The sequence below is a fragment of the Kitasatospora sp. NPDC054795 genome (assembly GCF_053611565.1).
Window position 1 is genome coordinate 1 of record NZ_JBSHAP010000013.1, and the last position, 23,417, is coordinate 23,417.

The 23,417-nt window shown below is 71.0% G+C and carries 20 protein-coding genes and 3 tRNA genes; 9 read left to right on the plus strand and 14 right to left on the minus strand.

Features of this window, described 5'->3' with window-relative positions; all coding sequences use genetic code 11:
- Positions 1 to 119 precede the first annotated feature (119 nt).
- From ACWGJO_RS06820 to dnaA, 14 genes are all read right to left on the minus strand, one after another.
- Positions 120 to 192: transfer RNA gene (locus ACWGJO_RS06820), tRNA-Ala, on the minus strand.
- A gap of 186 nt (positions 193 to 378) precedes the next feature.
- Positions 379 to 507 (minus strand): DLW-39 family protein, encoded by a 129-nt coding sequence (locus ACWGJO_RS06825; protein WP_014137031.1) that lies wholly within the window; start codon positions 505 to 507, stop codon positions 379 to 381.
- Positions 508 to 766: 259 nt separating this feature from the next.
- Positions 767 to 1,129, minus strand: coding sequence for a DUF6191 domain-containing protein (locus tag ACWGJO_RS06830; protein WP_387691276.1), 363 nt, complete (start codon positions 1,127 to 1,129; stop codon positions 767 to 769).
- 134 nt (positions 1,130 to 1,263) lie between these two features.
- Positions 1,264 to 1,337 (minus strand) — tRNA-Ile (locus tag ACWGJO_RS06835).
- Positions 1,338 to 1,441: 104 nt separating this feature from the next.
- Positions 1,442 to 1,515, minus strand: a tRNA-Ile gene (locus tag ACWGJO_RS06840).
- 16 nt (positions 1,516 to 1,531) lie between these two features.
- Complete coding sequence (locus ACWGJO_RS06845; protein WP_452182509.1) at positions 1,532 to 2,926, minus strand: class I SAM-dependent methyltransferase; 1,395 nt, start codon at positions 2,924 to 2,926, stop codon at positions 1,532 to 1,534.
- A 261-nt stretch (positions 2,927 to 3,187) separates the two neighbouring features.
- Complete coding sequence (locus ACWGJO_RS06850; protein WP_387691279.1) at positions 3,188 to 3,937, minus strand: DUF3566 domain-containing protein; 750 nt, start codon at positions 3,935 to 3,937, stop codon at positions 3,188 to 3,190.
- 150 nt (positions 3,938 to 4,087) lie between these two features.
- On the minus strand, positions 4,088 to 6,625 hold the full coding sequence (gene gyrA, locus ACWGJO_RS06855) for a DNA gyrase subunit A (protein WP_452182561.1): 2,538 nt from the start codon (positions 6,623 to 6,625) through the stop codon (positions 4,088 to 4,090).
- Between the two features lie 131 nt (positions 6,626 to 6,756).
- Positions 6,757 to 8,772, minus strand: coding sequence for a DNA topoisomerase (ATP-hydrolyzing) subunit B (gyrB, locus tag ACWGJO_RS06860; RefSeq protein ID WP_452182510.1), 2,016 nt, complete (start codon positions 8,770 to 8,772; stop codon positions 6,757 to 6,759).
- Between the two features lie 268 nt (positions 8,773 to 9,040).
- Complete coding sequence (locus ACWGJO_RS06865; protein ID WP_223244507.1) at positions 9,041 to 9,505, minus strand: DUF721 domain-containing protein; 465 nt, start codon at positions 9,503 to 9,505, stop codon at positions 9,041 to 9,043.
- A gap of 375 nt (positions 9,506 to 9,880) precedes the next feature.
- Positions 9,881 to 11,014, minus strand: coding sequence for a DNA replication/repair protein RecF (recF, locus tag ACWGJO_RS06870; RefSeq protein WP_359906992.1), 1,134 nt, complete (start codon positions 11,012 to 11,014; stop codon positions 9,881 to 9,883).
- Positions 11,015 to 11,055: 41 nt separating this feature from the next.
- Positions 11,056 to 11,931 (minus strand): phosphogluconate dehydrogenase (NAD(+)-dependent, decarboxylating), encoded by an 876-nt coding sequence (gene gnd, locus ACWGJO_RS06875; RefSeq protein WP_359906995.1) that lies wholly within the window; start codon positions 11,929 to 11,931, stop codon positions 11,056 to 11,058.
- A 171-nt stretch (positions 11,932 to 12,102) separates the two neighbouring features.
- Positions 12,103 to 13,233, minus strand: a complete 1,131-nt coding sequence (gene dnaN / locus ACWGJO_RS06880) for a DNA polymerase III subunit beta (RefSeq protein ID WP_074001900.1) — start codon at positions 13,231 to 13,233, stop codon at positions 12,103 to 12,105.
- Positions 13,234 to 14,247: 1,014 nt separating this feature from the next.
- Entirely contained in the window at positions 14,248 to 16,110 is a 1,863-nt protein-coding gene (gene dnaA, locus ACWGJO_RS06885) for a chromosomal replication initiator protein DnaA (protein ID WP_359906998.1), read from the minus strand.
- Between the two features lie 353 nt (positions 16,111 to 16,463).
- On the opposite strand from dnaA, the gene rpmH reads away from it, so the two are divergent.
- The 9 genes from rpmH to ACWGJO_RS06930 all read left to right on the plus strand — a co-directional run bounded on the left by rpmH (position 16,464) and on the right by ACWGJO_RS06930 (position 23,221).
- A complete protein-coding gene (gene rpmH, locus ACWGJO_RS06890) occupies positions 16,464 to 16,601 on the plus strand; it encodes a 50S ribosomal protein L34 (RefSeq protein ID WP_030392420.1) in 138 nt (45 codons plus the stop codon).
- 18 nt (positions 16,602 to 16,619) lie between these two features.
- Complete coding sequence (gene rnpA / locus ACWGJO_RS06895; RefSeq protein WP_049655849.1) at positions 16,620 to 17,048, plus strand: ribonuclease P protein component; 429 nt, start codon at positions 16,620 to 16,622, stop codon at positions 17,046 to 17,048.
- Entirely contained in the window at positions 17,045 to 17,416 is a 372-nt protein-coding gene (gene yidD / locus ACWGJO_RS06900) for a membrane protein insertion efficiency factor YidD (protein ID WP_224284463.1), read from the plus strand. Before rnpA ends, yidD begins: the two co-directional genes overlap by 4 nt.
- Entirely contained in the window at positions 17,413 to 18,597 is a 1,185-nt protein-coding gene (gene yidC, locus ACWGJO_RS06905; RefSeq protein ID WP_359907006.1) for a membrane protein insertase YidC, read from the plus strand. The genes yidD and yidC overlap by 4 nt, the downstream gene beginning before the upstream one ends.
- Before the next feature lie 82 nt (positions 18,598 to 18,679).
- Positions 18,680 to 19,210 (plus strand): Jag family protein, encoded by a 531-nt coding sequence (locus ACWGJO_RS06910; protein ID WP_387691287.1) that lies wholly within the window; start codon positions 18,680 to 18,682, stop codon positions 19,208 to 19,210.
- A 159-nt stretch (positions 19,211 to 19,369) separates the two neighbouring features.
- Positions 19,370 to 20,188 carry a 16S rRNA (guanine(527)-N(7))-methyltransferase RsmG gene (gene rsmG, locus ACWGJO_RS06915; RefSeq protein WP_359907009.1) on the plus strand — a complete coding sequence of 273 codons (819 nt, stop codon included), beginning with the start codon at positions 19,370 to 19,372 and terminating at the stop codon, positions 20,186 to 20,188.
- Between the two features lie 277 nt (positions 20,189 to 20,465).
- The gene (locus ACWGJO_RS06920; RefSeq protein WP_452182511.1) at positions 20,466 to 21,437 is read left to right on the plus strand and encodes a ParA family protein; all 972 of its coding nucleotides are present in this window, start codon (positions 20,466 to 20,468) and stop codon (positions 21,435 to 21,437) included.
- Positions 21,434 to 22,474: a ParB/RepB/Spo0J family partition protein gene (locus tag ACWGJO_RS06925; protein WP_359907012.1), complete on the plus strand. Its 1,041-nt coding sequence runs from the start codon at positions 21,434 to 21,436 to the stop codon at positions 22,472 to 22,474. Before ACWGJO_RS06920 ends, ACWGJO_RS06925 begins: the two co-directional genes overlap by 4 nt.
- Positions 22,475 to 22,603: 129 nt before the next feature.
- Positions 22,604 to 23,221 carry a GNAT family N-acetyltransferase gene (locus ACWGJO_RS06930; RefSeq protein WP_359907015.1) on the plus strand — a complete coding sequence of 206 codons (618 nt, stop codon included), beginning with the start codon at positions 22,604 to 22,606 and terminating at the stop codon, positions 23,219 to 23,221.
- Positions 23,222 to 23,417: the final 196 nt, after the last annotated feature.

Consider the following 23,417-nt stretch of genomic DNA (forward strand, 5'->3'; position numbering starts at 1 on the left):
TGGGCCCGGTCGGGGGCGCGGCCGGGTGCCCGTGCTGCCCGGGGTCCTCGGCGCCGCTTCCGGTGGCGTCGTCGGCCGTCTCCCGGGCGCCCCGGCCGATCGGCTACTGCCGTGGATTGTGGAGCATAGGAGACTCGAACTCCTGACATCTGCCTTGCAAAGGCAGCGCTCTACCAACTGAGCTAATGCCCCTCGACGGCACCGCGCGCGTGCCAACGGGCACTAGCGTACCGGTTTCCGGCGCGATTCCCAGCGCCGTCCCTCTGGAACGGTGCTGTTCCGTGGGGTCGGCCGGTCCGGTTCGTCGACCGGGCCGGCCGCCCCGGGAGGCGCCGACAGGCGCCTCCGGAGTTCGTCGATCGTCAGATCGCCGGGGGCTCAGCGACCGGCCGGAACCGGGTCGGTGGCCTCGGTCCACAGGTCCTGCTCGGCGCGGTCCGCCTGGACCTGACGGTAGACAAAGAAGCCGCCGAGGGCGACCAGGGCGACCAGGAGAAGCTTCTTCACCGCGGGACCTCGTCCTTCTTGCGTTGACGGACTCAAGAGCCGGATCCGGCCTGACCGACCGGGCCGACGAGTCCAGTTGTGTTTCGAGCGCGAACGGGCTGCCGAGTGCCAGACTGCCCTTGCGGCCGATGATACACACCGGTGTCCCAATCGTGACCAGCCACCGGTGCGGCCAACCCGGCGGTCCGGTCCCGGGATTGACGCCGCACCTCCTGGCGGGCGGTCCGGCCGCCCCCGGACCGTCCGCCGCTCCCACGGGTCAGGCCCCGCCCCCAGGGCCCCGCACCGCCCCGGCCGCGGGGCCGTTCGCCGGGCGGTCCGGCACCACCACCACGGCCGTGCCGCCCGCCAGGTCCACCCTGGTCCGCGGCGGCGCCCCCTCGCCCTCCTCGTCCCGCAGCATCAGCGTGCTGCCGCGTTCGTCCAGCTCGTGCTGCTTGCCCGCGGCGAACTGCGCGTGCAGCTGCTCGAACCCGGTTGCCGAGATCTGCCCCTCCCGACCGGTCCCCCGCCAGGGCACCCAGCGAGCGCGGCCCGCCCTCAGTGCCAGCTGGTCGAGCACCGCCAGCACCGCCAGGGCGCAGACCAGTCCGGGGATGCTCATCGCCCACAGCACCGCCATGCCGTCACCAACCCTCCACCGTGTTTCCCCGGGGAACCGTCGGGACGGGCGCACGGTTCCCGGCCCGGCGGCGGGAAAAGCGGCGGGAAACGCCGAAGGGCCCGGAGTGGATCACTCCGGGCCCTTCGGGGAGGTGGGCCTAACAGGACTTGAACCTGTGGCCTCTTCCTTATCAGGGAAGCGCTCTAACCGTCTGAGCTATAGGCCCTCACCGAACAGAGATCGTACCGGATCCCGGCCGCTCCACGGCCCCGCCCGATCTCGAAAGAGTCGAAGGGCCCGGAGTGGATCACTCCGGGCCCTTCGCGGTTGTGGGCCTAACAGGACTTGAACCTGTGGCCTCTTCCTTATCAGGGAAGCGCTCTAACCGTCTGAGCTATAGGCCCTTGCCGCACTGAAAGATTAGCGGACCGACGGCCGATCTCCCAAATCCGGCTCGGCCGGGGCCGCGGCGGCACCCCCCGCGACCAGCCCCGGCGCACCGGCGGAGGGCCGCAGCAGCCACTCCTCGCGGGTCGGCGGCAGGCCCGCCGAGCCCTCCTCGGTGCTGCGGACGGCGAGGACCTGGTTGATCCCGATCCGGTTCTGCTCGAAGGCGAGCGCGGAGGCCGCCATGTACAGCCGCCAGACCCGGGCCCGGCCGCGGCCGACCAGCCGGACCGCCTCCGTCCAGTGCGCCTCCAGGTTGGCCACCCACTCGCGCAGGGTCAGCCCGTAGTGCTCGCGCAGCGACTCGACGTCCCGGACCTCGAAGCCGGCCTCCTCCAGCCGCGCCACGGTGGAACCGACGGGGGAGAGCTCGCCGTCCGGGAAGACGAAGCGGTCGATGAAGGGGCTGGTGCGGTGCTGTTCACCGGGGATGTCGGGGCGGCGGGCGATCTGGTGGTTGAGCAGCCGGCCGCCGGGCACCAGCAGCCGGTACAGGCCCTCGGCGTAGACCCGGTACTGCTCGGCGCCGACGTGCTCGGCCATCCCGACACTGGAGATCGCGCCGAAGGGCCCGTCGGTGATCTCCCGGTAGTCCTGCAGCCGGACCTCGACCCGGTCGGACAGGCCGGCCTCCTCGACCCGGGCACGGGCCAGCGCGACCTGCTCCCGGGAGATGGAGACGCCGACCGCGGTGACCCCGTAGTGCTTCGCCGCGTGCAGCAGCAGTGAGCCCCAGCCGCAGCCGACGTCCAGCAGGCGCATCCCGGGGCGCAGGCCGAGTTTGCGGCAGATCAGGTCGAGCTTGGCCTCCTGGGCGGCCTCCAGGCTCTTCGACTCCGGCGTCCAGTAGGCGCACGAGTAGACCATCGAGGCGCCCAGCACGATCCGGTAGAAGTCGTTCCCGACGTCGTAGTGGTGGCTGATGGCCGCACGGTCCCGGCCGCGGCTGTGCAGGCGCCCCGAGGCCCTGCGGACCTCCTCGCGGGGCGGCTCGGGTTCCAGGCCGACCGCCCCGGCCCGCAGCACGGCGGCGAGCACCCGGCGGCCCCTGGCGCCGACCACGTCCCGCGGGCCGAAGGCCAGGGTGCGGATCTCCGGCCGCTCGGCGAAGCGGGCGACGGCGGAGAGCGTCTCGTACAGGTCGGTGCCGGGGGCGAGCTCGAGGTCCCCCGCGACGTAGGCCCGGGCCAGGCCCAGTTCGTCCGGCCGCCAGATCAGCCGGCGCAGCGCCCGACGGTTGCGCAGGACCACGGTGGGTGCGCCCGGAGGCCCGGCGACGCTGCCGTCCCAGGCCTGGACCCGCAGCGGTACCGGGACCCCCAACAGCCCTTCCAGGGCCTCCACCAGTTGACCTGCGAGCTTCGCCACCGCGCGCCTCCGTCCAGTCGTCCTGCGGAACCTCAGCCGACCCGGTCGGGCGGATCGGGGGCGGCCTGCGGCACTCCCGGGATTCGGGACGGGTGGCACCCAGCTAATCCCACGGCGGCCGCCCGCTTTCCGGGCGGCGCGCCGCGGGCGGCCGGCTGTCACCCGAAATGCCGACGGGCCCCACCGGCTGCAACAGCCGGTGGGGCCCGTACATTCCGTCCCCGGACGGGAAACTGAGCGTGCGTCAGAATCCGGCCGGGATCAGTCCTCCTCGGCCAGGGTGAGCTCCACGCCGCCGGTGAAGCCGGCCGCCGCGTTGTAGATGAACGCGGAGAGCGTGGACAGGGCGGTCAGCAGGACGACGTCGACCACGGCGATCAGCGTGGTGAAGGTCATCACCTTGCCGAAGCCGACGTAGTCCATCAGGTTGAGGCCGCCGCTGCTGTCCGAGCCCGTGACGTCCTTGAGGGTCTTGGTCAGCGAGTCGAAGACGCCGAGCGAGTCCAGCGTCATCCACAGCACGGCCGCGGCCACGATGATGATGATGCCGACGGCCAGCGACAGCAGGAAGCTCACCTTCATCACGGACCACGGGTCGACCTTGGTCACCCGCAGCCGGGCCTTGCGCGTCCGGCCGAGCGCGGAGCCGCCGGCCGCGGGGGCCGGGGCGGGGGCCGCGCCGGGGCGGCGCGCCGCTCCGCCGGTGGGGGTGCCACCGGGCGGGGTGTGCCCCGGGACCCGGGTGCCCCGGGCCGGGGTCGGCTGCCCCTTGGCGTAGGTGGTCGGCTGCGAGAAGCCGCCCGATCCGGCGGCCTGGCCGCCGCTCGCCGACGCGGCCTGCTGCCCGCCGTAGGTCGCACCGCTCTGGCCCGCTCCACCGGCCGGCGGCATCAGCGAGGTGGACGCGGCCGAGTGCTCGGTCGGCGGCTGCGGAACGCCGTACGAACCCCCGCCCTGCGCGCCCGGACGGCCGCCGGAGGTTCCTCCCGCAGCACCCGTGGCTCCACTCACCTGGTCCTCCCGCACTTCCCACCAGGACGGCGGTGCCGCCCTGCTTCGTCAATCGTCATCCAGCGCCCGGCGGGATTGCCCGGAACTGGTCGGCGGCCGATGCCGCCGCGCCCGTTGATGGGACGCGGCAGCACCGGTCTGCGGTTCGGTTCAGGCCTCGACGTCTCCGTCGACCGCCGTCACCGCGCCCTCGGCCGTCTCGGTGGACTCGGTACCCGCCACCTCGTCCTCCGCCGTCTCCTCGTCCTCGGCCTCCGCGTTGCGGGCCATGCCCACGACCGCGTCGCGCTTTCCGAGGTTGATCAGTTGGACGCCCATGGTGTCACGTCCGGTTTCACGAACCTCGGAAACCCTCGTACGGATCACTCCACCCGAGAGGGTGATCGCCATGATCTCGTCGGATTCGTCGACCACGAGCGCGCCGACCAGCGAGCCCCGGCCCTCGACGATCTTCGCCGCCTTGGTGCCGTAGCCGCCGCGCCCCTGGACACGGTACTCGTCCACACCGGTGCGCTTGGCGTACCCGCCGTCAGTGGCGGTGAAGACATAGGTACCCGGACGGACGACGTTCATCGACAGCAGTTCGTCGTCCTCCCGGAACGCCATGCCCTTGACGCCGGAGGTGGCGCGGCCGGTGGGGCGCAGGGCGTCGTCGGTCGCGGTGAAGCGGATCGACTGGGCCTTCTTGGAGACCAGCAGCAGGTCGTCCTCGGCGGAGACCAGCTCGGCGCCGATCAGCTCGTCGTCCTGGCCCTCCTCGTCCTGGCGCAGGTTGATCGCGATCAGGCCGCCGGAGCGCGGCGAGTCGTAGTCCTTGAGCGCGGACTTCTTCACCAGGCCGGCCCGGGTGGCGAGGACCAGGTACGGCTTGTCCTCGTAGGTGCGGACGGCCATCACCTGGGCGATGTGCTCGTCCGGCTGGAAGGCCAGCAGGTTGGCCACGTGCTGGCCGCGGGCGTCGCGCCCGGCGTCCGGCAGCTCGTAGCCCTTGGCCCGGTAGACCCGGCCCTTGTTGGTGAAGAACAGGATCCAGTTGTGGGTCGTCGTCACGAAGAAGTGGTCGACGATGTCGTCCTGCTTCAGCTGGGCACCGCGCACGCCCTTGCCGCCGCGCTTCTGCGAGCGGTAGAGGTCGGAGCGGGTCCGCTTGACGTAGCCGCCACGGGTGATGGTGACGACGATGTCCTCCTCGGCGATGAGGTCCTCGATGGAGAGGTCGCCGTCGGAGGGGATGAGGGTGGAGCGCCGCTCGTCGCCGTACTTCTCGACGATCGCGGTGAGCTCCTCGGAGATGATCTCCCGCTGACGGGTCGGCGAGGCCAGGATCGCGTTGTACTCGTCGATCTTGCGCTGGAGCTCGTCGTGCTCGTCCATGATCCGCTGCCGCTCCAGGGCGGCCAGCCGGCGCAGCTGCATCTCCAGGATGGCGTTGGCCTGGAGCTCGTCGATGTCGAGCAGGCCCATCAGGCCGGTGCGGGCGGCGTCGGCGCTGGCCGAGGCCCGGATCAGCGCGATGACCTCGTCGATCAGGTCCAGGGCCTTGAGCAGCGCGCGCAGGATGTGGGCGCGCTCCTCGGCCTTGCGCAGCCGGAAGGTGGTGCGCCGGACGATGACCTCGACCTGGTGGTTGACCCAGTGCCGGATGAAGGCGTCCAGCGACAGGGTGCGCGGCACGCCGTCGACCAGGGCCAGCATGTTGGCGCCGAAGTTCGTCTGCAGCTCGGTGTGCTTGTAGAGGTTGTTCAGCACCACCTTGGCGACGGCGTCGCGCTTGAGCACGACGACCAGGCGCTGGCCGGTGCGCGAGGAGGACTCGTCGCGGACATCGGCGATGCCGGCGATCTTGCCGTCCTTCACCAGGTCGGCGATCTTCAGCGCGAGGTTGTCCGGGTTGACCTGGAACGGCAGCTCGGTGATCACCAGGCACTGGCGGCCCTGGATCTCCTCGACCTCGACCACGGCGCGCATGGTGACCGAGCCGCGGCCGGTGCGGTAGTAGTCGTCGATGCCGCGGCGGCCGACGATCAGCGCGCCGGTGGGGAAGTCCGGGCCCTTGATCCGCTCGACCAGGGCGTCCAGCAGCTCCTCGGCCGAGGCCTCCGGGTTCTCCAGGTACCAGAGCGCGCCGGAGGCGACCTCGCGGAGGTTGTGCGGCGGGATGTTGGTGGCCATGCCGACCGCGATGCCGGTGGCACCGTTGACCAGCAGGTTGGGGATGCGCGCGGGCAGGACGGTGGGCTCCTGCGATCGGCCGTCGTAGTTGGCCGCGAAGTCGACGGTCTCCTCGTCGATGTCGCGCATCATCTCCATGGCGAGCGGCATCATCTTGCACTCGGTGTAGCGCATGGCCGCCGCCGGGTCGTTGCCCGGGGAGCCGAAGTTGCCGTTGCCGTCCACCAGCGGCATCCGCATCGACCACGGCTGGGCCAGGCGGACCACGGTGTCGTAGATCGAGGTGTCACCGTGCGGGTGGTAGTTGCCCATGACGTCGCCGACGACGCGGGCGCACTTGTAGTAGCCCTTCTCGGGGCGGTAGCCGCCGTCGTACATCGCGTAGAGCACGCGGCGGTGCACCGGCTTGAGGCCGTCGCGGACCTCGGGCAGCGCACGGCTGACGATCACGCTCATCGCGTAGTCGAGGTACGAACGCTGCATCTCGGTCTCGAGCTCGACCGGCTCGATCCGCATCGTCACCTGGGCGGTGGCCTCGGCGGCTTCGGGAGTCTCGGGCTGTTCGCCTTCGGGACGGTTGTCGTCGACCACTGGTGGTCAGTTTCCTTTCACGCGGACTGGAACGTGCGGGGCCTGGGGTGCAGGCGTCACACGTCCAGGAAGCGGACGTCCTTGGCGTTGCGCTGGATGAAGGAGCGGCGTGCCTCGACGTCCTCGCCCATCAGCACGGAGAACAGCTCGTCGGCGCGGGCGGCGTCCTCCAGGGTGACCTGGAGCAGCAGCCGGTGCTCGACGTCCATGGTGGTGACCCGGAGCTCCTCGGCGTTCATCTCGCCGAGACCCTTGAAGCGCTGGATCGCGTCGTCCTTGGGCAGCCGGCGCCCGGCCGCCACCCCGGAGGCGATCACGGCGTCGCGCTCGCGGTCGGAGTAGGCGTACTCGAAGTCGTCCTTGCCCCACTTGATCTTGTACAGCGGGGGCATCGCGAGGTAGACGTACCCGGACTCGACCAGCGGCCGCATGAAGCGGAACAGCAGGGTCAGCAGCAGGGTGCGGATGTGCTGTCCGTCGACGTCGGCGTCGGCCATCAGCACGATCTTGTGGTACCGCAGCTTGGACTCGTCGTAGTCCTCCTGGATGCCGCAGCCGAACGCCGAGATCAGCGCCTGGACCTCGGTGTTCTGGAGGACCTTGTCGATCCGGGCCTTCTCGACGTTCAGGATCTTGCCGCGGATCGGCAGGATGGCCTGGGTGCGCGGGTCGCGGCCCTGCTTGGCCGAGCCGCCGGCGGAGTCACCCTCGACGATGAAGATCTCGCACTCGGACGGGTCCTTCGACTGGCAGTCGGAGAGCTTGCCCGGCAGCGAGGCGGACTCCAGCAGACCCTTGCGGCGCGTCAGGTCGCGGGCCTTGCGGGCGGCGACGCGCGCGGTGGCGGCCTGGATGGACTTGCGGATGATGTCCGCGGCCTCGTTGGGGTTGCGGTCCAGCCAGTCGTTGAGGTGCTCGTGGACGACCTTCTGGACGAAGGTCTTGGCCTCGGTGTTGCCGAGCTTGTCCTTGGTCTGGCCCTCGAACTGCGGCTCGCCGAGCTTGACCGAGATGATCGCGGTCAAGCCCTCGCGGATGTCCTCGCCGGAGAGGTTGTCGTCCTTCTCCCGGAGCAGCTTCTTGTCCCGCGCGTAGCGGTTGACCAGGCCGGTCAGCGCCGCGCGGAAACCCTCCTCGTGGGTACCGCCGCCGTGGGTGTGGATGGTGTTGGCGAAGCTGTAGACCCCCTCGGTGTAGGAGGAGTTCCACTGCATCGCGATCTCCACCGAGATCGCCTTGTCCTTGTCCTCCGCCTCGAAGTCGATCACCGAGGGGTGGACGACCTCGCCCTTGCGGGAGTTGAGGTGGGCGACGAAGTCGGCGATGCCGCCGTCGTACTTGTACGTGACGGTGAGCGGCTTGCCGTTCTCGTCCGCGTGCTCGGGGCGCTCGTCGGTCAGCGAGATCGACAGGCCCTTGTTGAGGAAGGCCATCTCCTGGAAGCGCCGGGAGAGCGTCTCGAAGGAGTAGACGGTGGTCTCGAAGATGTCGGCGTCGGCCCAGAAGGTCACCGTGGTGCCGGTGCGGTCGGTCTCCGCGCCCTTGACGAGCGGGGCGGCCGGGGCACCCATCTTGTAGTCCTGGGTCCAGATGTGGCCGTCCTTGTGGATCTCCACCGAGAGCCGGGTGGACAGCGCGTTCACCACGGACACGCCGACGCCGTGCAGACCGCCGGAGACGGCGTACCCGCCGCCGCCGAACTTGCCGCCCGCGTGCAGGACGGTGAGCACGACCTCGACGGCGGGCTTGTCCTGACCGGGGACGATGTCCACCGGGATGCCGCGGCCGTTGTCGACGCAGCGGATGGCGCCGTCGGCCATGATCGTGACGTCGATGGTGTCGGCGTACCCGGCCATCGCCTCGTCGACGGAGTTGTCCACGACCTCCTGCACCAGGTGGTGCAGGCCGCGCTCGCCCGTCGAACCGATGTACATGCCGGGGCGCTTGCGGACGGCGTCGAGGCCTTCCAGCACCTGGATGTTGCTACCGGTGTAGGAAGCCTGCTCGGACTGGTCTGGGGTCTGGCTGGGGTTGCCGGAATCGGCCACGAAGCGCCCTCTCTGGCACAGCACGGGCCGCACGCCCACCCCGTGCGGGCGGGCGTGCGACCACAGCGTTTCGACTCGGTTGCCACTAGCAACAGTGTTTGGCTCTCAGTCTACCGGTACGACTGACATAGATGGGCGTTTGGCAGCCCTTGAGGGCAGATATGCCGCCCTGAATCCCCTCTGCACATGTCCCGATACTCGACCGGGGGGCCCAGGGCGCCTGGAAGGGCTGTCAGGGATTCCGGAAGATCGTCGTCCGATCCGTCCCCCCGGCGGCCGCCCGGTCCCCCGGTCAGCCCCAGGTGTCGCCCGGCCCCTTGCTCCCCGGCGCACGCAGCCGGCCGTAGCCGCGGGCGGGCGCCGCCGGGCCGAGCACCTTGATGGTCCGGACCGTCCCGTGCCCCAGCTCGTGGTTCAGACGGGCCACCAACTGCCGCGCCAGCCACCGCAGTTGGGTGGCCCAGGCGGTGGAGTCGCACTGCACGGTGAGCACCGCGGCGGCCTCGTCGTAGGAGGAGGGATGGCAGTGCGCGGCGATGTCCGGGCCGACGATCTGCGGCCAGCGGCCCATCACCCCGCCGACGGCGGCCGAGGACTCCCAGCCGCGCTCGGTCAGCAGCCGGTTGAGCGCCGCGCCCAGCGGGACCGGGTCGCGGCCGTCCGAGCGGGCACCGCTGCGCAGGCCGTGCCGCTTCGCCTCGCGCTTCTCGCGGACCTGCTCACCGCGCTGGCGGGCCTGGGCACGGGCCGCCCGCAGCGCGGAACGGGCGAGGTCGGCACCGGTCGGTGCGGGAGCGCCGGGCTCGGCGGCGTCGGACCGGGGTGCTCCGGGCTTGGGTGCTCCGGACCTGGGGGAGTGCTCCGCCGGCTCGCTCACGGCGATCTCCTTTCCCCAGCCTGTGGACAACGGTCGCGGTCGCGCGCCCGCCGAGCCGTCCAGCCTACGGGAGCGGCCGGACCCCTCGGACCGGAGCGGGGGCGGGCGGTGCGCGCAAGTGGTCGCGGTGCGGTGACGGCGGTGTGGTGGTCGGGGTGCGGCGGCACCGGTGAGAGGGGACACCGGCGAGCGGGGCACCGCCGGCGCCGGTGAAGGGGGCACCCGGGCGGAAGCCGCCGGTGGAAGAGCGCTCGGTCAGGCGTCGATCCGGCGCACCGCGCCGTCGGAGACCGCGAACCGGGCGCCGGCCAGCGCCTTCGGCACGTCCTCGGCGACCGCCGCGGTCACCAGCACCTGCTCCCCGTCGGCCACCAGCTCGGCCAGCCGGTCCCGGCGGGCGGCGTCCAGCTCGGCGAACACGTCGTCCAGGATCAGCACCGGCTCGCCGCCGTCGGCGCGCAGCAGCTCGTACGAGGCCAGCCGCAGCGCCAGCGCGAACGACCAGGACTCGCCATGGCTGGCGTAGCCCTTGGCGGGCAGCGGGCCGAGCCTGAGCAGCAGCTCGTCGCGGTGCGGGCCGACCAGGGTGACGCCGCGATCGACCTCCTGCTTGCGGGCCGCCTGCAGCGCGTTCAGCAGCTGCTCCTCGGCCTGCTCGCGACTGGTCGGCAGTTCGCCCTCGAAGGAGCTGCGGTACTCCAGGGCGGTGTCGCCGCCGCCCGGGGCGAGCTGCCCGTACGCGGCCGCCACCAGCGGCTGCAGGGCGGCCACCAGCTGGATCCGGAAGGCCGTCAACTCGGCGCCGGCGCGGGCGAGATGGCCGTCCCAGACCTCCAGGGTGGACAGGTCGGCGCCCTTTCCGCCGCCGGCCCGGCGGGCCATCGCGGCGGTCTTCAGCAGGGCGTTGCGCTGCTTGAGCACCCGCTCGTAGTCCTGCCGCACCCCGGCCAGCCGGGGTGCCCGGGCGGTCAGCAGCTCGTCCAGGAAGCGCCGCCGCTCACCCGGATCCCCCTTGACCAGGCTGAGGTCCTCGGGGGCGAACAGCACGGTGCGCAGAAGGCCCAGCACGTCGCGCGGGCGGACGTTGTCGGAGCGGTTGATCCGGGCCCGGTTGGCCTTGCCCGGGGTGAGCTCCAGCTCGATCAGGGTGGAGCGGCCGCGGTCCACCACCGAGGTGCGGACCACCGCCCGCTCGGCGCCCAGCCGGATCAGCGGGGCGTCGGTGGCGACCCGGTGGCTGCCCAGGGTGGCGACGTAGCCGATCGCCTCGACCAGGTTGGTCTTGCCCTGGCCGTTCGGTCCGACGAAGGCGGTCACGCCCGGGTCGAGGGGAACCTCGGCCCGGGCGTACGACCGGAAGTCGGCGAGCGACAGATGCGCGACGTGCATGGCTGTGGACTGCGCCCGCCTTCTTGTGGAGGACCTGCTGGTTACTTGGACTCGACCGCGTGGCCGCCGAACTGGTTGCGCAGAGCGGCGATCATCTTCATCTGCGGCGAGTCCTCCTGGCGGGAGGCGAAGCGGGCGAACAGCGAGGCGGTGATGGCCGGCAGCGGCACGGCGTGGTCGATCGCGGCCTCGACGGTCCAGCGGCCCTCGCCGGAGTCGGCGGCCCAGCCGCGCAGCTTGTCCAGGTGCTCGTCCTCGTCCAGGGCGCGGACGGACAGGTCCAGCAGCCAGGAGCGGATGACGGTGCCCTCCTGCCAGCTGCGGAAGACCTCGCGCACGTCGGTGACCTCGGGGGCGGCCTCCAGCAGCTCCCAGCCCTCGGCGAAGGCCTGCATCATCGCGTACTCGATGCCGTTGTGGACCATCTTGGCGAAGTGGCCGGCGCCCACGGCACCCGCGTGCACCGAGCCGAACTCACCCTCGGGCTTGAGGGCGTCGAAGACCGGCTGGGCCTTGGCGACGTGCTCGGCGTCGCCGCCGTACATCAGCGCGTAGCCGTTCTCCAGGCCCCAGACGCCGCCGGAGACACCGCAGTCCACGAAGCCGATGCCCTTGGCGGCCAGCGCCTCGGCGTGCTTGATGTCGTCGGTCCAACGGGAGTTGCCGCCGTCGACCACCACGTCGCCGGGGGAGAGCAGCTCGGCGAGCTCGTCGACGGTGGCCTGGGTGGCGGCGCCGGCCGGGACCATGACCCAGACCACGCGCGGGCCCTGGAGCTTGGTGACGAGCTCCTGGAGGCTGTCGACGTCGGAGATGTCCGGGTTGCGGTCGTACCCGATGACGGTGTGGCCGGCGCGGCGGATCCGCTCGCGCATGTTGCCGCCCATCTTGCCGAGACCGATGAGGCCGAGCTCCATGACCAAGTCCTTACCTGTGGTGACGTGCCTGCCGGCGGCGCCGTTGCCGCACTCCTTGAGCCTACGCGCTGGAGCGGACCCGGCCGTCTGCGGTCGGGCCGGGCGGGGGAGACGTCCACAGGCTGTGCACAGCGGGTGTGCACAGCCTGTGGACGGTAGGACGCGGCGGGATCAGCCGGAGAGGCGGACCGGCATGATCAGGTACTGGTAGGCCTTGTCCTCCTCGGCGTCCACCGAGACCTTGCCGCTGAGCAGCGCGGGCTTGGTCGGGGTGGTGAAGCTGAGCTGGGCGAAGGGGGAGTCGATGGCCTTGAGGCCCTCCTCCAGGTAGCCCGGGTTGAAGGCGATCGAGATGGCGTCGCCCTCCAGGGAGGCCTCGATCCGCTCGGTGGCCTGGGCGTCGTCGCCCGAACCGGCCTCCAGGGTCAGCACGCCCTCCTCGAAGTTGAGACGGACCGGGGTGTTGCGCTCGGCGACCAGCGAGACGCGCTTGAGCGCCTCCAGGAAGGGCTGGGTCTGGATCGCGGCGATCGCGTTGAACTCGGTCGGGAACAGGCTGCGGAACTTGGGGAACTCGCCCTCCAGCAGCCGGGTGGTGGTCCGGCGGCCCGCGCCCTCGAAACCGATCAGGCCCTCGCCCGCGCCGCCCGAGGAGAGCGCGATGGAGACGTTGTCGCCGCTGCCCAGGGACTTGGCGATGTCCTGGAGGGTCTTGGCGGGGACCAGCGCGACGGCGGAGATGTCCGACTGCTCGGGCTTCCACAGCAGCTCGCGGACGGCGAAGCGGTAGCGGTCGGTGGCGGCCAGGGTGATCCGGTCGCCCTCGATCTCGACCCGGACACCGGTGAGCACCGGGAGGGTGTCGTCCCGGCCGGCGGCGACCGCGGCCTGGCTGACGGCCGAGGCGAAGACGTCGCCGGAGACGGTGCCGGTGGCGGTCGGCATCTGGGGGAGCGCGGGGTACTCGTCCACCGGGAGGGTGGGGAGGGTGAAGCGGGAACTGCCGCAGACCACGCTGACGCGCTGGCCGTCGGTGGAGATCTCCACCGGCCGGTTGGGGAGGTTGCGGGAGATGTCGTTCAGCAGCCGCCCGGAGACCAGGACGGTGCCGGCCTCCTCGACGTCCGCCTCCAGCTCGACCCGGGCCGAGACCTCGTAGTCGAAGCCGGACAGCGCCAGACTGCCCTCCTGCGCGGTCAGCAGCAGGCCGGCCAGCACCGGCACCGGCGGCCGTGCCGGGAGGCTGCGGGCAGCCCAGGCCACCGCCTCCGCGAGGACGTCACGCTCCACCCGGAACTTCACCGGTAACCGCCTCCTGGATCGAGCGCTCCCGCTCGCACTCTGGTTCGTCTGATCTTGATCGTCGGTTCGGCTGTCCGCCGAGCTCGGTCACTCCGCTTCCAGTCGCAAGGACAGTCTGACGTACTCCGCCGACAGACGGGGCAGACGGGCGCAAGCAACCCGAACGGTTGTCGGAGACCGGTTGTCCACAGATTCGGGGCCCACCCACTTTGAAAGCAAGTCCGGGGTCTAAATGTGTAGTGGTAGTAGTAGGGCCTGTGGAAACCGTGGATAACCCCGTTTCCCCAGGTCAGAGCCCGAATTTTGTCCACAGCGGCTGTGGACGGCGGCTGTGGACGGGCAGGCGTCGCTGTGGACAGCCGAGCGTTACCCACAGGCCACGCTGGGTATCCACAGGTTATCCCCAGGGCTGTCCCCAGATCCGGGCCCGGTTATCCACGGGCGCCGGTCAACTTTTCGTGACGCCTTTCACACCAGGGTATGAACGGTAGCCCACGGTTGTCGAACTGTGGACGCCGCTGTGGACAACCTGGGGATAACCGCCCTTCCCCTGGGGACAACCGGTGGATAACCCGGACGGCCCAGTGGCGGCCCGTCAACTGTCCACAGCCTGTGGATAACCGTTGTGCACAAGTCCACAGGCACCTGACCTGCGCGGAAGAGCGTAGCGGTGACGGGCCTGTGGACGAATTCTGGATAACTCCGCACTCCCCACCCTGTGGACGGTGGAGAAGGGGCCTGTCCTGTGGACAACGGCCTTGCGCGCCCTCGGTTTTCGAATCACCGGTCAGTTGTTCGGCGCGGGCTGTGGACTGGCGGAACGTCCGTCGACGGCATCCCTGCCCAGCCGGCGCGCGCCGTACACCTGTGGACGTGCGAAAGGGCGTCAGGATTCGCTCCTGACGCCCTGGGGCCCGTGCCTCGTCGTGCCGTGCCGGGTGTCGTGCAGTGCCTCGCCGCGTGCTGTGCCGTGCCGCGTGGCACCCGCCACGGCACAGCACGACCAGGCGTCGGCTAGCTCTTGATGCGGTTGGTGAGTTCGGTGACCTGGTTGTAGATCGAGCGCCGCTCGGCCATCAGCGAGCGGATCTTGCGGTCCGCGTGCATCACCGTGGTGTGGTCGCGGCCGCCGAACTGCGCACCGATCTTCGGCAGCGAGAGGTCGGTGAGCTCACGGCAGAGGTACATCGCGATCTGCCGGGCCGTCACCAGCACGCGGCTGCGCGAGGATCCGCAGAGGTCGTCCACCCCCAGGCCGAAGTACGCGGCGGTCTGCTGCATGATGACCTGCGCGGTGATCTCCGGGCCGGCGTCCTCGTCCCCGCCGGGGATCAGGTCCTTGAGGACGATCCCGGCCAACTCCAGGTCCACCGGGGCCCGGTTGAGGTTGGCGAAGGCGGTGACCCGGATCAGGGCGCCCTCCAACTCCCGGATGTTGCGGGTGATCCGGGAGGCGATGAACTCCAACACGTCGGCGGGAGCGTTGAGTTGTTCCTGGATCGCCTTCTTGCGCAGGATCGCGATCCGGGTCTCCAGCTCCGGCGGGGTGACGTCGGTGATCAGACCCCACTCGAAGCGGTTGCGCAGCCGGTCCTCCAGCGTGGTCAGCAGCTTGGGCGGCCGGTCCGAGGAGAGGACGATCTGCTTGTTCGCGTTGTGCAGGGTGTTGAAGGTGTGGAAGAACTCCTCCTGCGTGGACTCCTTGCTCGCGAGGAACTGGATGTCGTCCACGAGCAGGATGTCCATGTCCCGGTAGCGGCGGCGGAAGGTGTCCGCCTTGCCGTCCCGGATCGAGTTGATGAACTCGTTGGTGAACTCCTCCGAGGACACGTAGCGCACCCGGGTGCCCGGGAAGAGGCTGCGCGAGTAGTGCCCGATGGCGTGCAGCAGGTGGGTCTTGCCCAGCCCGGACTCGCCGTAGATGAACAGAGGGTTGTACGCCTTGGCCGGGGCCTCGGCGACCGCGACCGCCGCCGCGTGCGCGAAGCGGTTGCTGGCGCCGATCACGAAGGTGTCGAACAGGTACTTGGGGTTCAGCCGGGCGGCCGGCTCGTCCTTGCGGGAGCCGCCGGCCGGGGGAGCGCCGGGCGGGGCGGGCACCCCGGGGACGCCGGGACGCTCGGCCGAGCGCTCCGGGGAGGCCTTCTCCGCGGGACGGCCGCCGGTGGGGCGGGAACCGCCGGCCCGGCGGCCGGCGCCGGCCCGCGGCTGCTCGTTCGGACCGGGGCCGTAGGCGCCGCCGAAGAGGTCGCCCTGGGTGGTCGCGGGCGGGCCGGGGACGGGCCGCGGCGCCTGGCGGGGCGCGGGCTCCTCCGGGTCGCGGTAGGCGGGCGGCTGCTCCTGGTAGCCCTGCCAGCCCTGGCCGCCGCCGGGGCCGCCGTACGGGGCCTGGCGCGGGTCGTAGCCGCCGGTGTCGTAGCGGGGCCGCTCGTAGTCCTGCTCGTACGGCTGCCCCTGCCCCTGCTCGTAGGGGTGGCCCTGCTCGTACGGCTGGCCGTGTTCGTACGACTGCGGGTAGTCCTGGCCGCCGTAGTCGGGGGCGTCCTCCTCGGCCGGGCCCGGGTAGGGCTCGGCGGGGGACTGGGGGGCGGGTGCGGGCGTGGTCGGCACCGCGTTGGCGTCGACCATCACGGCGATCCGGACCGGGCGGCTGAGCTCACGGCTGAGGGCCTCGGTCAGCTGCGGCAGCAGCCGGCCCTCCAGCACCTGCTTGGCCCGCTCGTTCGGGGTCGCCAGCAGGGCGGTGTCGTGCATCATCCACATCGGCTGGGTGCGCTGCACCCACTGTTTGTCCATCTCCCCGACATCGGGGTCGTTGACCAGCCGCTCGACGACCCTGGCCCAGACCGGGACGAGGTCGCTGTTGACATCAGCCACTGGTGCACGCTTTCCAAGAACAAACCAGACAAGTTCTGCAACGGTAGTCAGCGAACAGGGCGGGATCAAGTCGTTGTCCACAGGCTGTGGGTAAGACGGGCGATCGCGGGCTGGTTTGACCCCCGTGCCCCGTCCCGCGTACCGTAACCAGGTCGAGTTGTCGATGGCCGCTGCCGCATGTCCGCGGGTCCACCCGCTCCATAAGGCGCGCAGCACGGGCGCCGTGGATTGCCTCAGACCCCAGCCGAACTGGGGCGATGGGCCGGATTTCCGAATCAGGGGAGATCACGCGGACGCACGGTGACGGCCAAGCGATTTCCCGTCATCCTACGATTCACCTCAGGAGCCCCCGAGTGAGCAAGCGCACCTTCCAGCCGAACAACCGTCGTCGCGCGAAGACCCACGGCTTCCGGCTGCGTATGCGTACCCGCGCCGGCCGTGCCATCCTGGCCGCCCGCCGTGGCAAGGGCCGCACCAGCCTGTCCGCCTGATCCGCGCCAGAGTCTGTTGTGCTGCCCTCCGAGAATCGGCTGCGGCGGCGCCAGGACTTCGCGACCGCGGTGAAACGCGGTCGTCGGGCCGGCCGGCCCCTTCTGGTCGTCCATCTCAGCAGAGACGGTGACCCGCAGGGGCAGACCGACCGGACCAGCGACTCCCGCCCGCACGTCGCCGAGGGGACTCCTTCGGCGCGTGCGGGTTTCGTCGTGAGCAAGGCCGTTGGCCCGGCGGTCGTCCGCAATCTGGTCAAGCGCCGGTTGCGTCACCTCGTTCGTGATCGTCTCTCCAGGCTGCCCGCCGGTAGCCTGATAGTGGTGCGTGCGCTGCCCCAGGCCGCGACCGCCTCGTACCAGGACCTAGAACGTGACCTGGACGCGGCACTCAAGCGGTTGCTGAGGACGGAGCCCGCCGCCACGGCGCCGACGGGAGCAGGTCGATGAAGTACCTGCTGATGGGTCTGATCAGGGTCTACCAGTGGACCATCAGCCCACTGCTCGGTCCGGTCTGCCGTTATTACCCCTCCTGCTCGCACTACGGCTACGAGGCCGTGAAGGTGCACGGGGCGGTGAAAGGCGGCGGGCTGACCGCGTGGCGCATCCTGCGCTGCAATCCGTGGACGCCCGGCGGGGTCGATCATGTCCCGCCGCGCAAGCATCCGGTGTGGCACCGGCGGTTGCGGGACTGGCTGAAGAGCCGGTCCGCCACCGGAGACCCGGTGACCGCCACCCCCGCCGGTCCGGACCCCGAGGGCCCGGCGACCATTGGTCCCGTGCGGCCAATCCACCTGTCCAAGGAGCCTGACCGGTGACCTTCTCCTTCCTGAATCCCCTGTACACAGCGGTGTCCTGGATCATCGTCCAGTTCCACTCGCTGTACAGCCACATCTTCGACCCGGACGGTGGCTGGGCCTGGGGTCTCGCCATCGCCTCGATGGTGGTCGTCATCCGGATCTGCCTGATCCCGCTCTTCGTGAAGCAGATCAAGGCGACCCGGGCCATGCAGGCGATCCAGCCGAAAATGAAGGCCATCCAGGAGCGCTACAAGAACGACCGGCAGCGCCAGTCCGAAGAGATGATGAAGCTGTACAAGGAGGCGGGTACCAACCCGTTCTCCAGCTGCCTTCCCATCATCGTGCAGGCGCCGTTCTTCACCGCCCTCTACGGCGTGCTCGCCAAGGTCGCCAAGGGCCAGGACATCGGTGTCATCCACGGTGACCTGCTGGTGAGCGCCGGCAAGGCGCACATTTTCGGCGCCCCGCTCTCCGCGACCTTCGTCGGCAGCCCCGAGACCAGCGTCAAGATCGTCACTGCCGTGATGATCATCCTGATGTCGCTGTCGCAGTTCGTCACCCAGCGCCAGCTGATGACCAAGAACGTCGACCTCACGGTGAAGACGCCGTTCATGCAGCAGCAGAAGATGCTGATGTACGTCTTCCCGATCATGTTCGCCGTGATGGGCATCAACTTCCCGGTCGGTGTCCTGGTCTACTGGCTGACCACCAACGTCTGGTCGATGGGCCAGCAGCTGATCGTCATCCACAACAACCCGACCCCGGGCAGCATGGCCTTCCAGGAGCGCCAGGAGCGTCTGAAGAAGGCCGGCCGACTGCGTCCGGACGGTACGGAGATCAAGGGCGCGCTCTGGGGCATGCTGCCCCCGTCCAAGGCGGCCGTGAGCGAGGCGGCCAGCGCCGCCGCGGTGGTCGAGGAGTCGGTGCAGGCGCGCCGCCAGCAGCCCCGTCGGCAGAGTAAGGCCCAGCGCCAGCAGGGCGGCGTCGGACAGCCGACCGTGGAGCCGGGCAAGGACGCCGCGGCCGAGGAGCCCACCGACGCGGCCCCGGCCGACACCGCCCCGGCGGACTCCCCGGCCGATGCCGGTGGCAAGCCGGCGGCCGCCAAGCAGAGCACGGCCAAGCCGGCCGGTACCAAGCAGGGCACCCGGCAGCAGCCGAAGCGCGGTGGCGGCCAGCGGCCGAAGAAGAAGTCCTGACCGGCCCCAAGCCTGTTGTGACAGCCGCGAAGAGCTTCGTTCCCGGCCCGGCAGACGGGCCCATCTCCGAAGGAGTCCATCAGTGACGGAAGGCACCACCTCCGCCGTCGAGGCCGAGACCGCCGCCAGTTCCGACGAGAGCCTCATCTCCCGTCTGGAGCAGGAGGGCGACATCGCGGCGGACTACCTGGAGGGTCTGCTCGACATCGCCGACCTCGACGGTGACATCGACATGGACGTCGAGGGCGACCGCGCCCTGGTCTCCATCGTCAGTGACGGCAATGACCGCGCGCTGCAGCGCCTGGTCGGCCAGGACGGCGAGGTGCTGGAGGCCCTCCAGGAGCTGACCCGGTTGGCTGTCCACCGGGAGACCGGCGAGCGCAGCCGCCTCATGCTGGACATTGCCGGCTTCCGGGCCCGCAAGCGCGAGGAGCTGGCGGTGCTCGGGGCCGAGGCCGCGGAGCAGGCCAAGAGCAGTGGCGAGCAGGTCAAGCTGCGGCCGATGACTCCCTTCGAGCGCAAGGTCGTCCACGACGCGGTCGCCGCGGCCGGCCTGCGCAGCGAGTCCGAGGGCGAAGAGCCCCAGCGGTTCGTGGTCGTGCTGCCGGTCTGAGGCCGACAGGTCGACGACCGGCCGCCGTGGCGGCCGGAGAGCTTCACCGGACGTGACCCCGTCCGCCTCGTGCGGGCGGGGTCGTCGTCCCTTCTGGGATGTTTCACGTGAAACAGTGCGTTGAGCGGGTCGGTGGATCCGGGGATCGGAGAGGTCGAGATGGACACGGAGAACGCGGCTGCCGGCCGGCCGGGGGCGGACGTGGACCCGGCCGCTGAGGGGCGGGCCACCGAGCTGGACCAGCTGTCCGAGGCGCCGGCCGTCGCCCGGGAGGTTTTCGGGGAGCGCTACGACGCCGCGGTCCGCTACACGGAGCTGCTGGCCACCGCGGGCGTGCAGCGCGGGCTGATCGGGCCCCGCGAGGTGCCCCGGCTCTGGGACCGCCACGTGCTGAACTGCGCGGTGCTGGCCGAGCTGCTGCCCGCAGGCACCACCCTGTGCGACGTCGGCTCCGGGGCCGGCCTGCCGGGCATCCCGGTGGCGCTGGCCCGTCCGGACGTCTCGGTGACGCTGCTGGAGCCGCTGCTGCGCCGGACCACCTTCCTGGAGGAGGTCGTCCGGGAGCTGGGCCTGGACAACGTCACGGTGCTGCGCGGTCGCGCGGAGGAGATGGTCGGCAAGCTCGCGGTGGACGTGGTGACCGCCCGGGCGGTGGCGCCGCTGGACCGGCTGGCCGGCTGGGGCATGCCGCTGCTGCGCCCGCACGGACAGATGCTGGCGCTCAAGGGCGACAGCGCGGAGCAGGAGCTGGCCGAATCGCGGGCCGGTCTGGCCAGGCTGGGTGCGGTCGAGTGGAGCGTCATCGCGGTCGGCGAGGGCACCCTGGAGACCTCGACCCGGGTGATCCAGGTGAAGGCGGGGGAGAGCCCCGGCGGGGTGAAGGCGGCCACCCGGCGCGCCAAGGCGGCCCGGGCGGGTCGCACCGCGAGCGTCCGGAACGGCGAGCGCGGCCGGGGCGGGCGGCGCCGCAGCCGCTGATCCGGCGCGACGCCGAAGACGTACCGAACACGGGCGGACGGGCCTCCTGCGAGGGAGGGTCGTCCGCCCGTCGTCGTTCAGGTGGCGGACGGGCCGATGTTCCCTCAGGCGTTCGGCCGGGTGGTGCCCCCGGGACACCGGAGTGTCGCAACGTCAGATTTCCGGCAAAGCGGGCATGGTGTTTCACGTGAAACGTCGCTCCTTGCTCTCGGGCATCCTCCGCCGTGACCGGGCGGCGACTGTTGCCGCTCCGGTTTCACGTGAAACACTGACCCCCATGCAGGACTCGGAGACCGTCGACCAGATCGATGACACGCCCATCGCACGGGCTGCCCAGGCTGCGGTTCAGGCGATCGGCCGAGCGGGCGAGGGACTGCCCCGGCCCGCCGCCACCCGGGTGATCGTGGTCGCCAACCAGAAGGGTGGGGTGGGCAAGACCACCACCACCGTGAACATGGCCGCCTCGCTCGCCATGCACGGCCTGCGCGTCCTGGTCGTCGACCTCGACCCGCAGGGCAACGCCTCCACGGCGCTCGGCATCGACCACCACGCCGAGGTGCCGTCCATCTACGACGTCCTGGTGGAGGGCAAGCCGCTGGCCGACGTGGTGCAGCCGGTGCACGACGTCGAGGGGCTGTTCTGCGTCCCCGCCACCATCGACCTGGCCGGCGCAGAGATCGAGCTGGTCTCCCTGGTGGCCCGGGAGAGCCGGCTCCAGCGGGCCATCGCCGCCTACGAGCAGCCGCTCGACTACATCCTGATCGACTGTCCGCCCTCGCTGGGTCTGCTGACGGTCAACGCCCTGGTCGCCGGCCAGGAGGTGATGATCCCGATCCAGTGCGAGTACTACGCCCTGGAGGGCCTCGGCCAGCTGCTGCGCAACGTCGAGCTGGTGCGCGCGCACCTCAATCCCGCACTGCACGTGTCGACCATCCTGCTCACCATGTACGACGCCCGGACCAGGCTGGCCGCCCAGGTCGCCGAGGAGGTCCGGACCCACTTCCACCAAGAGGTGCTGAGCACGGCGATCCCGCGCTCGGTGCGCATCTCGGAGGCGCCCAGTTACGGGCAGACGGTGCTCACCTACGACCCGGGCTCGACCGGGGCGCTCTCCTACCTGGAGGCCGCCCGCGAGCTCGCGCTGCGTGCGGTGGGCCAGGGCGGCTCGCTGGTGGGTCAGCAGCGGGACGGCCAGCAGGGGCACGGAGCCCCGGTGGCACAGCACGGCACGACGGAGGGTCATCAGTGAGTGCTCGCAGGGTTGGTCTGGGACGAGGGCTGGAGGCGTTGATCCGCCCCGCCGCGCCGGTGGACGGCGGGGCGGAGGCGAAGCCCGCGGCAGCCGCGCCCGCACCGGCCTCGGTGACGCCGCTGCCGAGCGGCCGAGGCACGGTGGCGGCCCGGGCGGCCGCGGAGAAGCGGGCCGAGCAGGCGCAGCCGGCCGGTGCGTACTTCGCCGAGCTGCCGCTGGACGCGATCACCCCGAACCCGCGCCAGCCGCGTGAGGTCTTCGACGAGGACAAGCTGGCCGAGCTGGTCACCTCCATCAAGGAGGTCGGGCTGCTCCAGCCGATCGTGGTCCGCCAGGTCGGTGCGGACAGCTTCGAGCTGATCATGGGCGAGCGCCGCTGGCGCGCCTCCCGGGAGGCCGGGCTGGAGCGGATCCCGGCGATCGTCCGGGCCACCGAGGACGACAAGCTGCTGCTGGACGCCCTCCTGGAGAACCTGCACCGCGCCGAGCTGAACCCGGTGGAGGAGGCGGCCGCCTACGACCAGCTGCTGCGGGACTTCGCCTGCACCCACGAGGAGCTGGCCGACCGGATCGGCCGCTCCCGCACGCACGTCTCCAACACCCTGCGGCTGATGAAGCTCCCGCCGTCCGTCCAGACCCGGCTGGTGGCCGGGACGCTGATGGCCGGACACGCCCGGGCGCTGCTCGGCCTGTCGGGGCCCGAGCAGCAGGAGCGGCTGGCCGCGCGGGTCATCGCCGAGGGCCTCACGGTGCGCAACGTCGAAGAGATCGTCGTGCTGATGCGCTCGGAGGAACCGGAGGAGCCCAAGCGCCAGGCGCCGAAGGCGGGCAAGCTGAACTCCCCGGCCTTCAACGACCTGGCGAGCCGGCTGTCCGACCGCTTCGACACCCGGGTCAAGGTCGAGGTGTCGCAGCGCGGCGGGAAGCTGGGCAAGGGCAAGGTGGTGCTGGAGTTCGGCTCGGTGGAGGACCTGAACCGGATCCTGGACAGCATGGCCCCAGGAGAGGACGGTCTGCGGCTCTCGCAGGGCTGAGCCGGACCGGCCGGCCGAGGGCAACGACCCGATGGGTGCGTGTTCCACGTGAGCGCTGTTTCACGTGAAACATGCACCCTTCGGCGTTCGTGGGGGAATGCTCGACCGTGAGAGGGAGGAGGTACGGCCATGGGACGGCGGATCGCTCCGCTGACGCTGGACAACCTCGGGGACCTGCCGAACGGCTGTCGCTCCTGCGTGTTCTGGGAGCTGGACCCGGTCAGCGCGAAGGAGGCGGTGGAGGCGGGCAAGCCGGAGCTGGAGAAGGAGGGGTGGATCTCCACGGTGCTGCTGGAGTGGGGCTCCTGCGGGCGGATCGTCTACGTGGACGACCGGCCCGCCGGGTTCGTGCTCTACGCGCCGCCCGCCTACGTCCCCCGCTCGCAGTCCTTCCCGACCAGCCCGGTGTCGGCGGACGCCGTTCAGCTGATGGTCAGCCGGGTGCTGCCGGGCTACCAGCGCCAGGGCCTCGGCCGGGTGCTGGTGCAGACGGTGGCCAAGGACCTGATCGGGCGAGGGGTGCGGGCGATCGAGGCCTTCGGCTCGTCCGGGCGGGTTCCGACCAGCTGCGTGCTGCCGGCCGACCATCTGCTCGCGGTCGGCTTCAAGACCGTCCGCCCGCACCAGCGCTATCCGCGGCTGCGTCTGGAGGCGCGGACGACGCTCTCCTGGCGGGGTGATGTGGAGGGGGCGCTGGAGCGGCTGTTGGGCGGCGGGCGCAAGGAGCCCGCGCTGCGGCCGTTCTAGCGGGCGCCTCGGTAGGGCGCGACCGGAGGGCGCCATCGGAGGGCGTCTCCAGGGGCGTCCGGAGGGCCCGGAAACGACGGTGGCGGGGCTCCCCACCGAGGGGAACCCCCCCCCCCGGCGGGCGACGACCGGGAGAACAAGATATACTCGGCCAGCGCCCGGCGGAGCGCCGCCGGGGGGCCGGCCCCGGGGATGG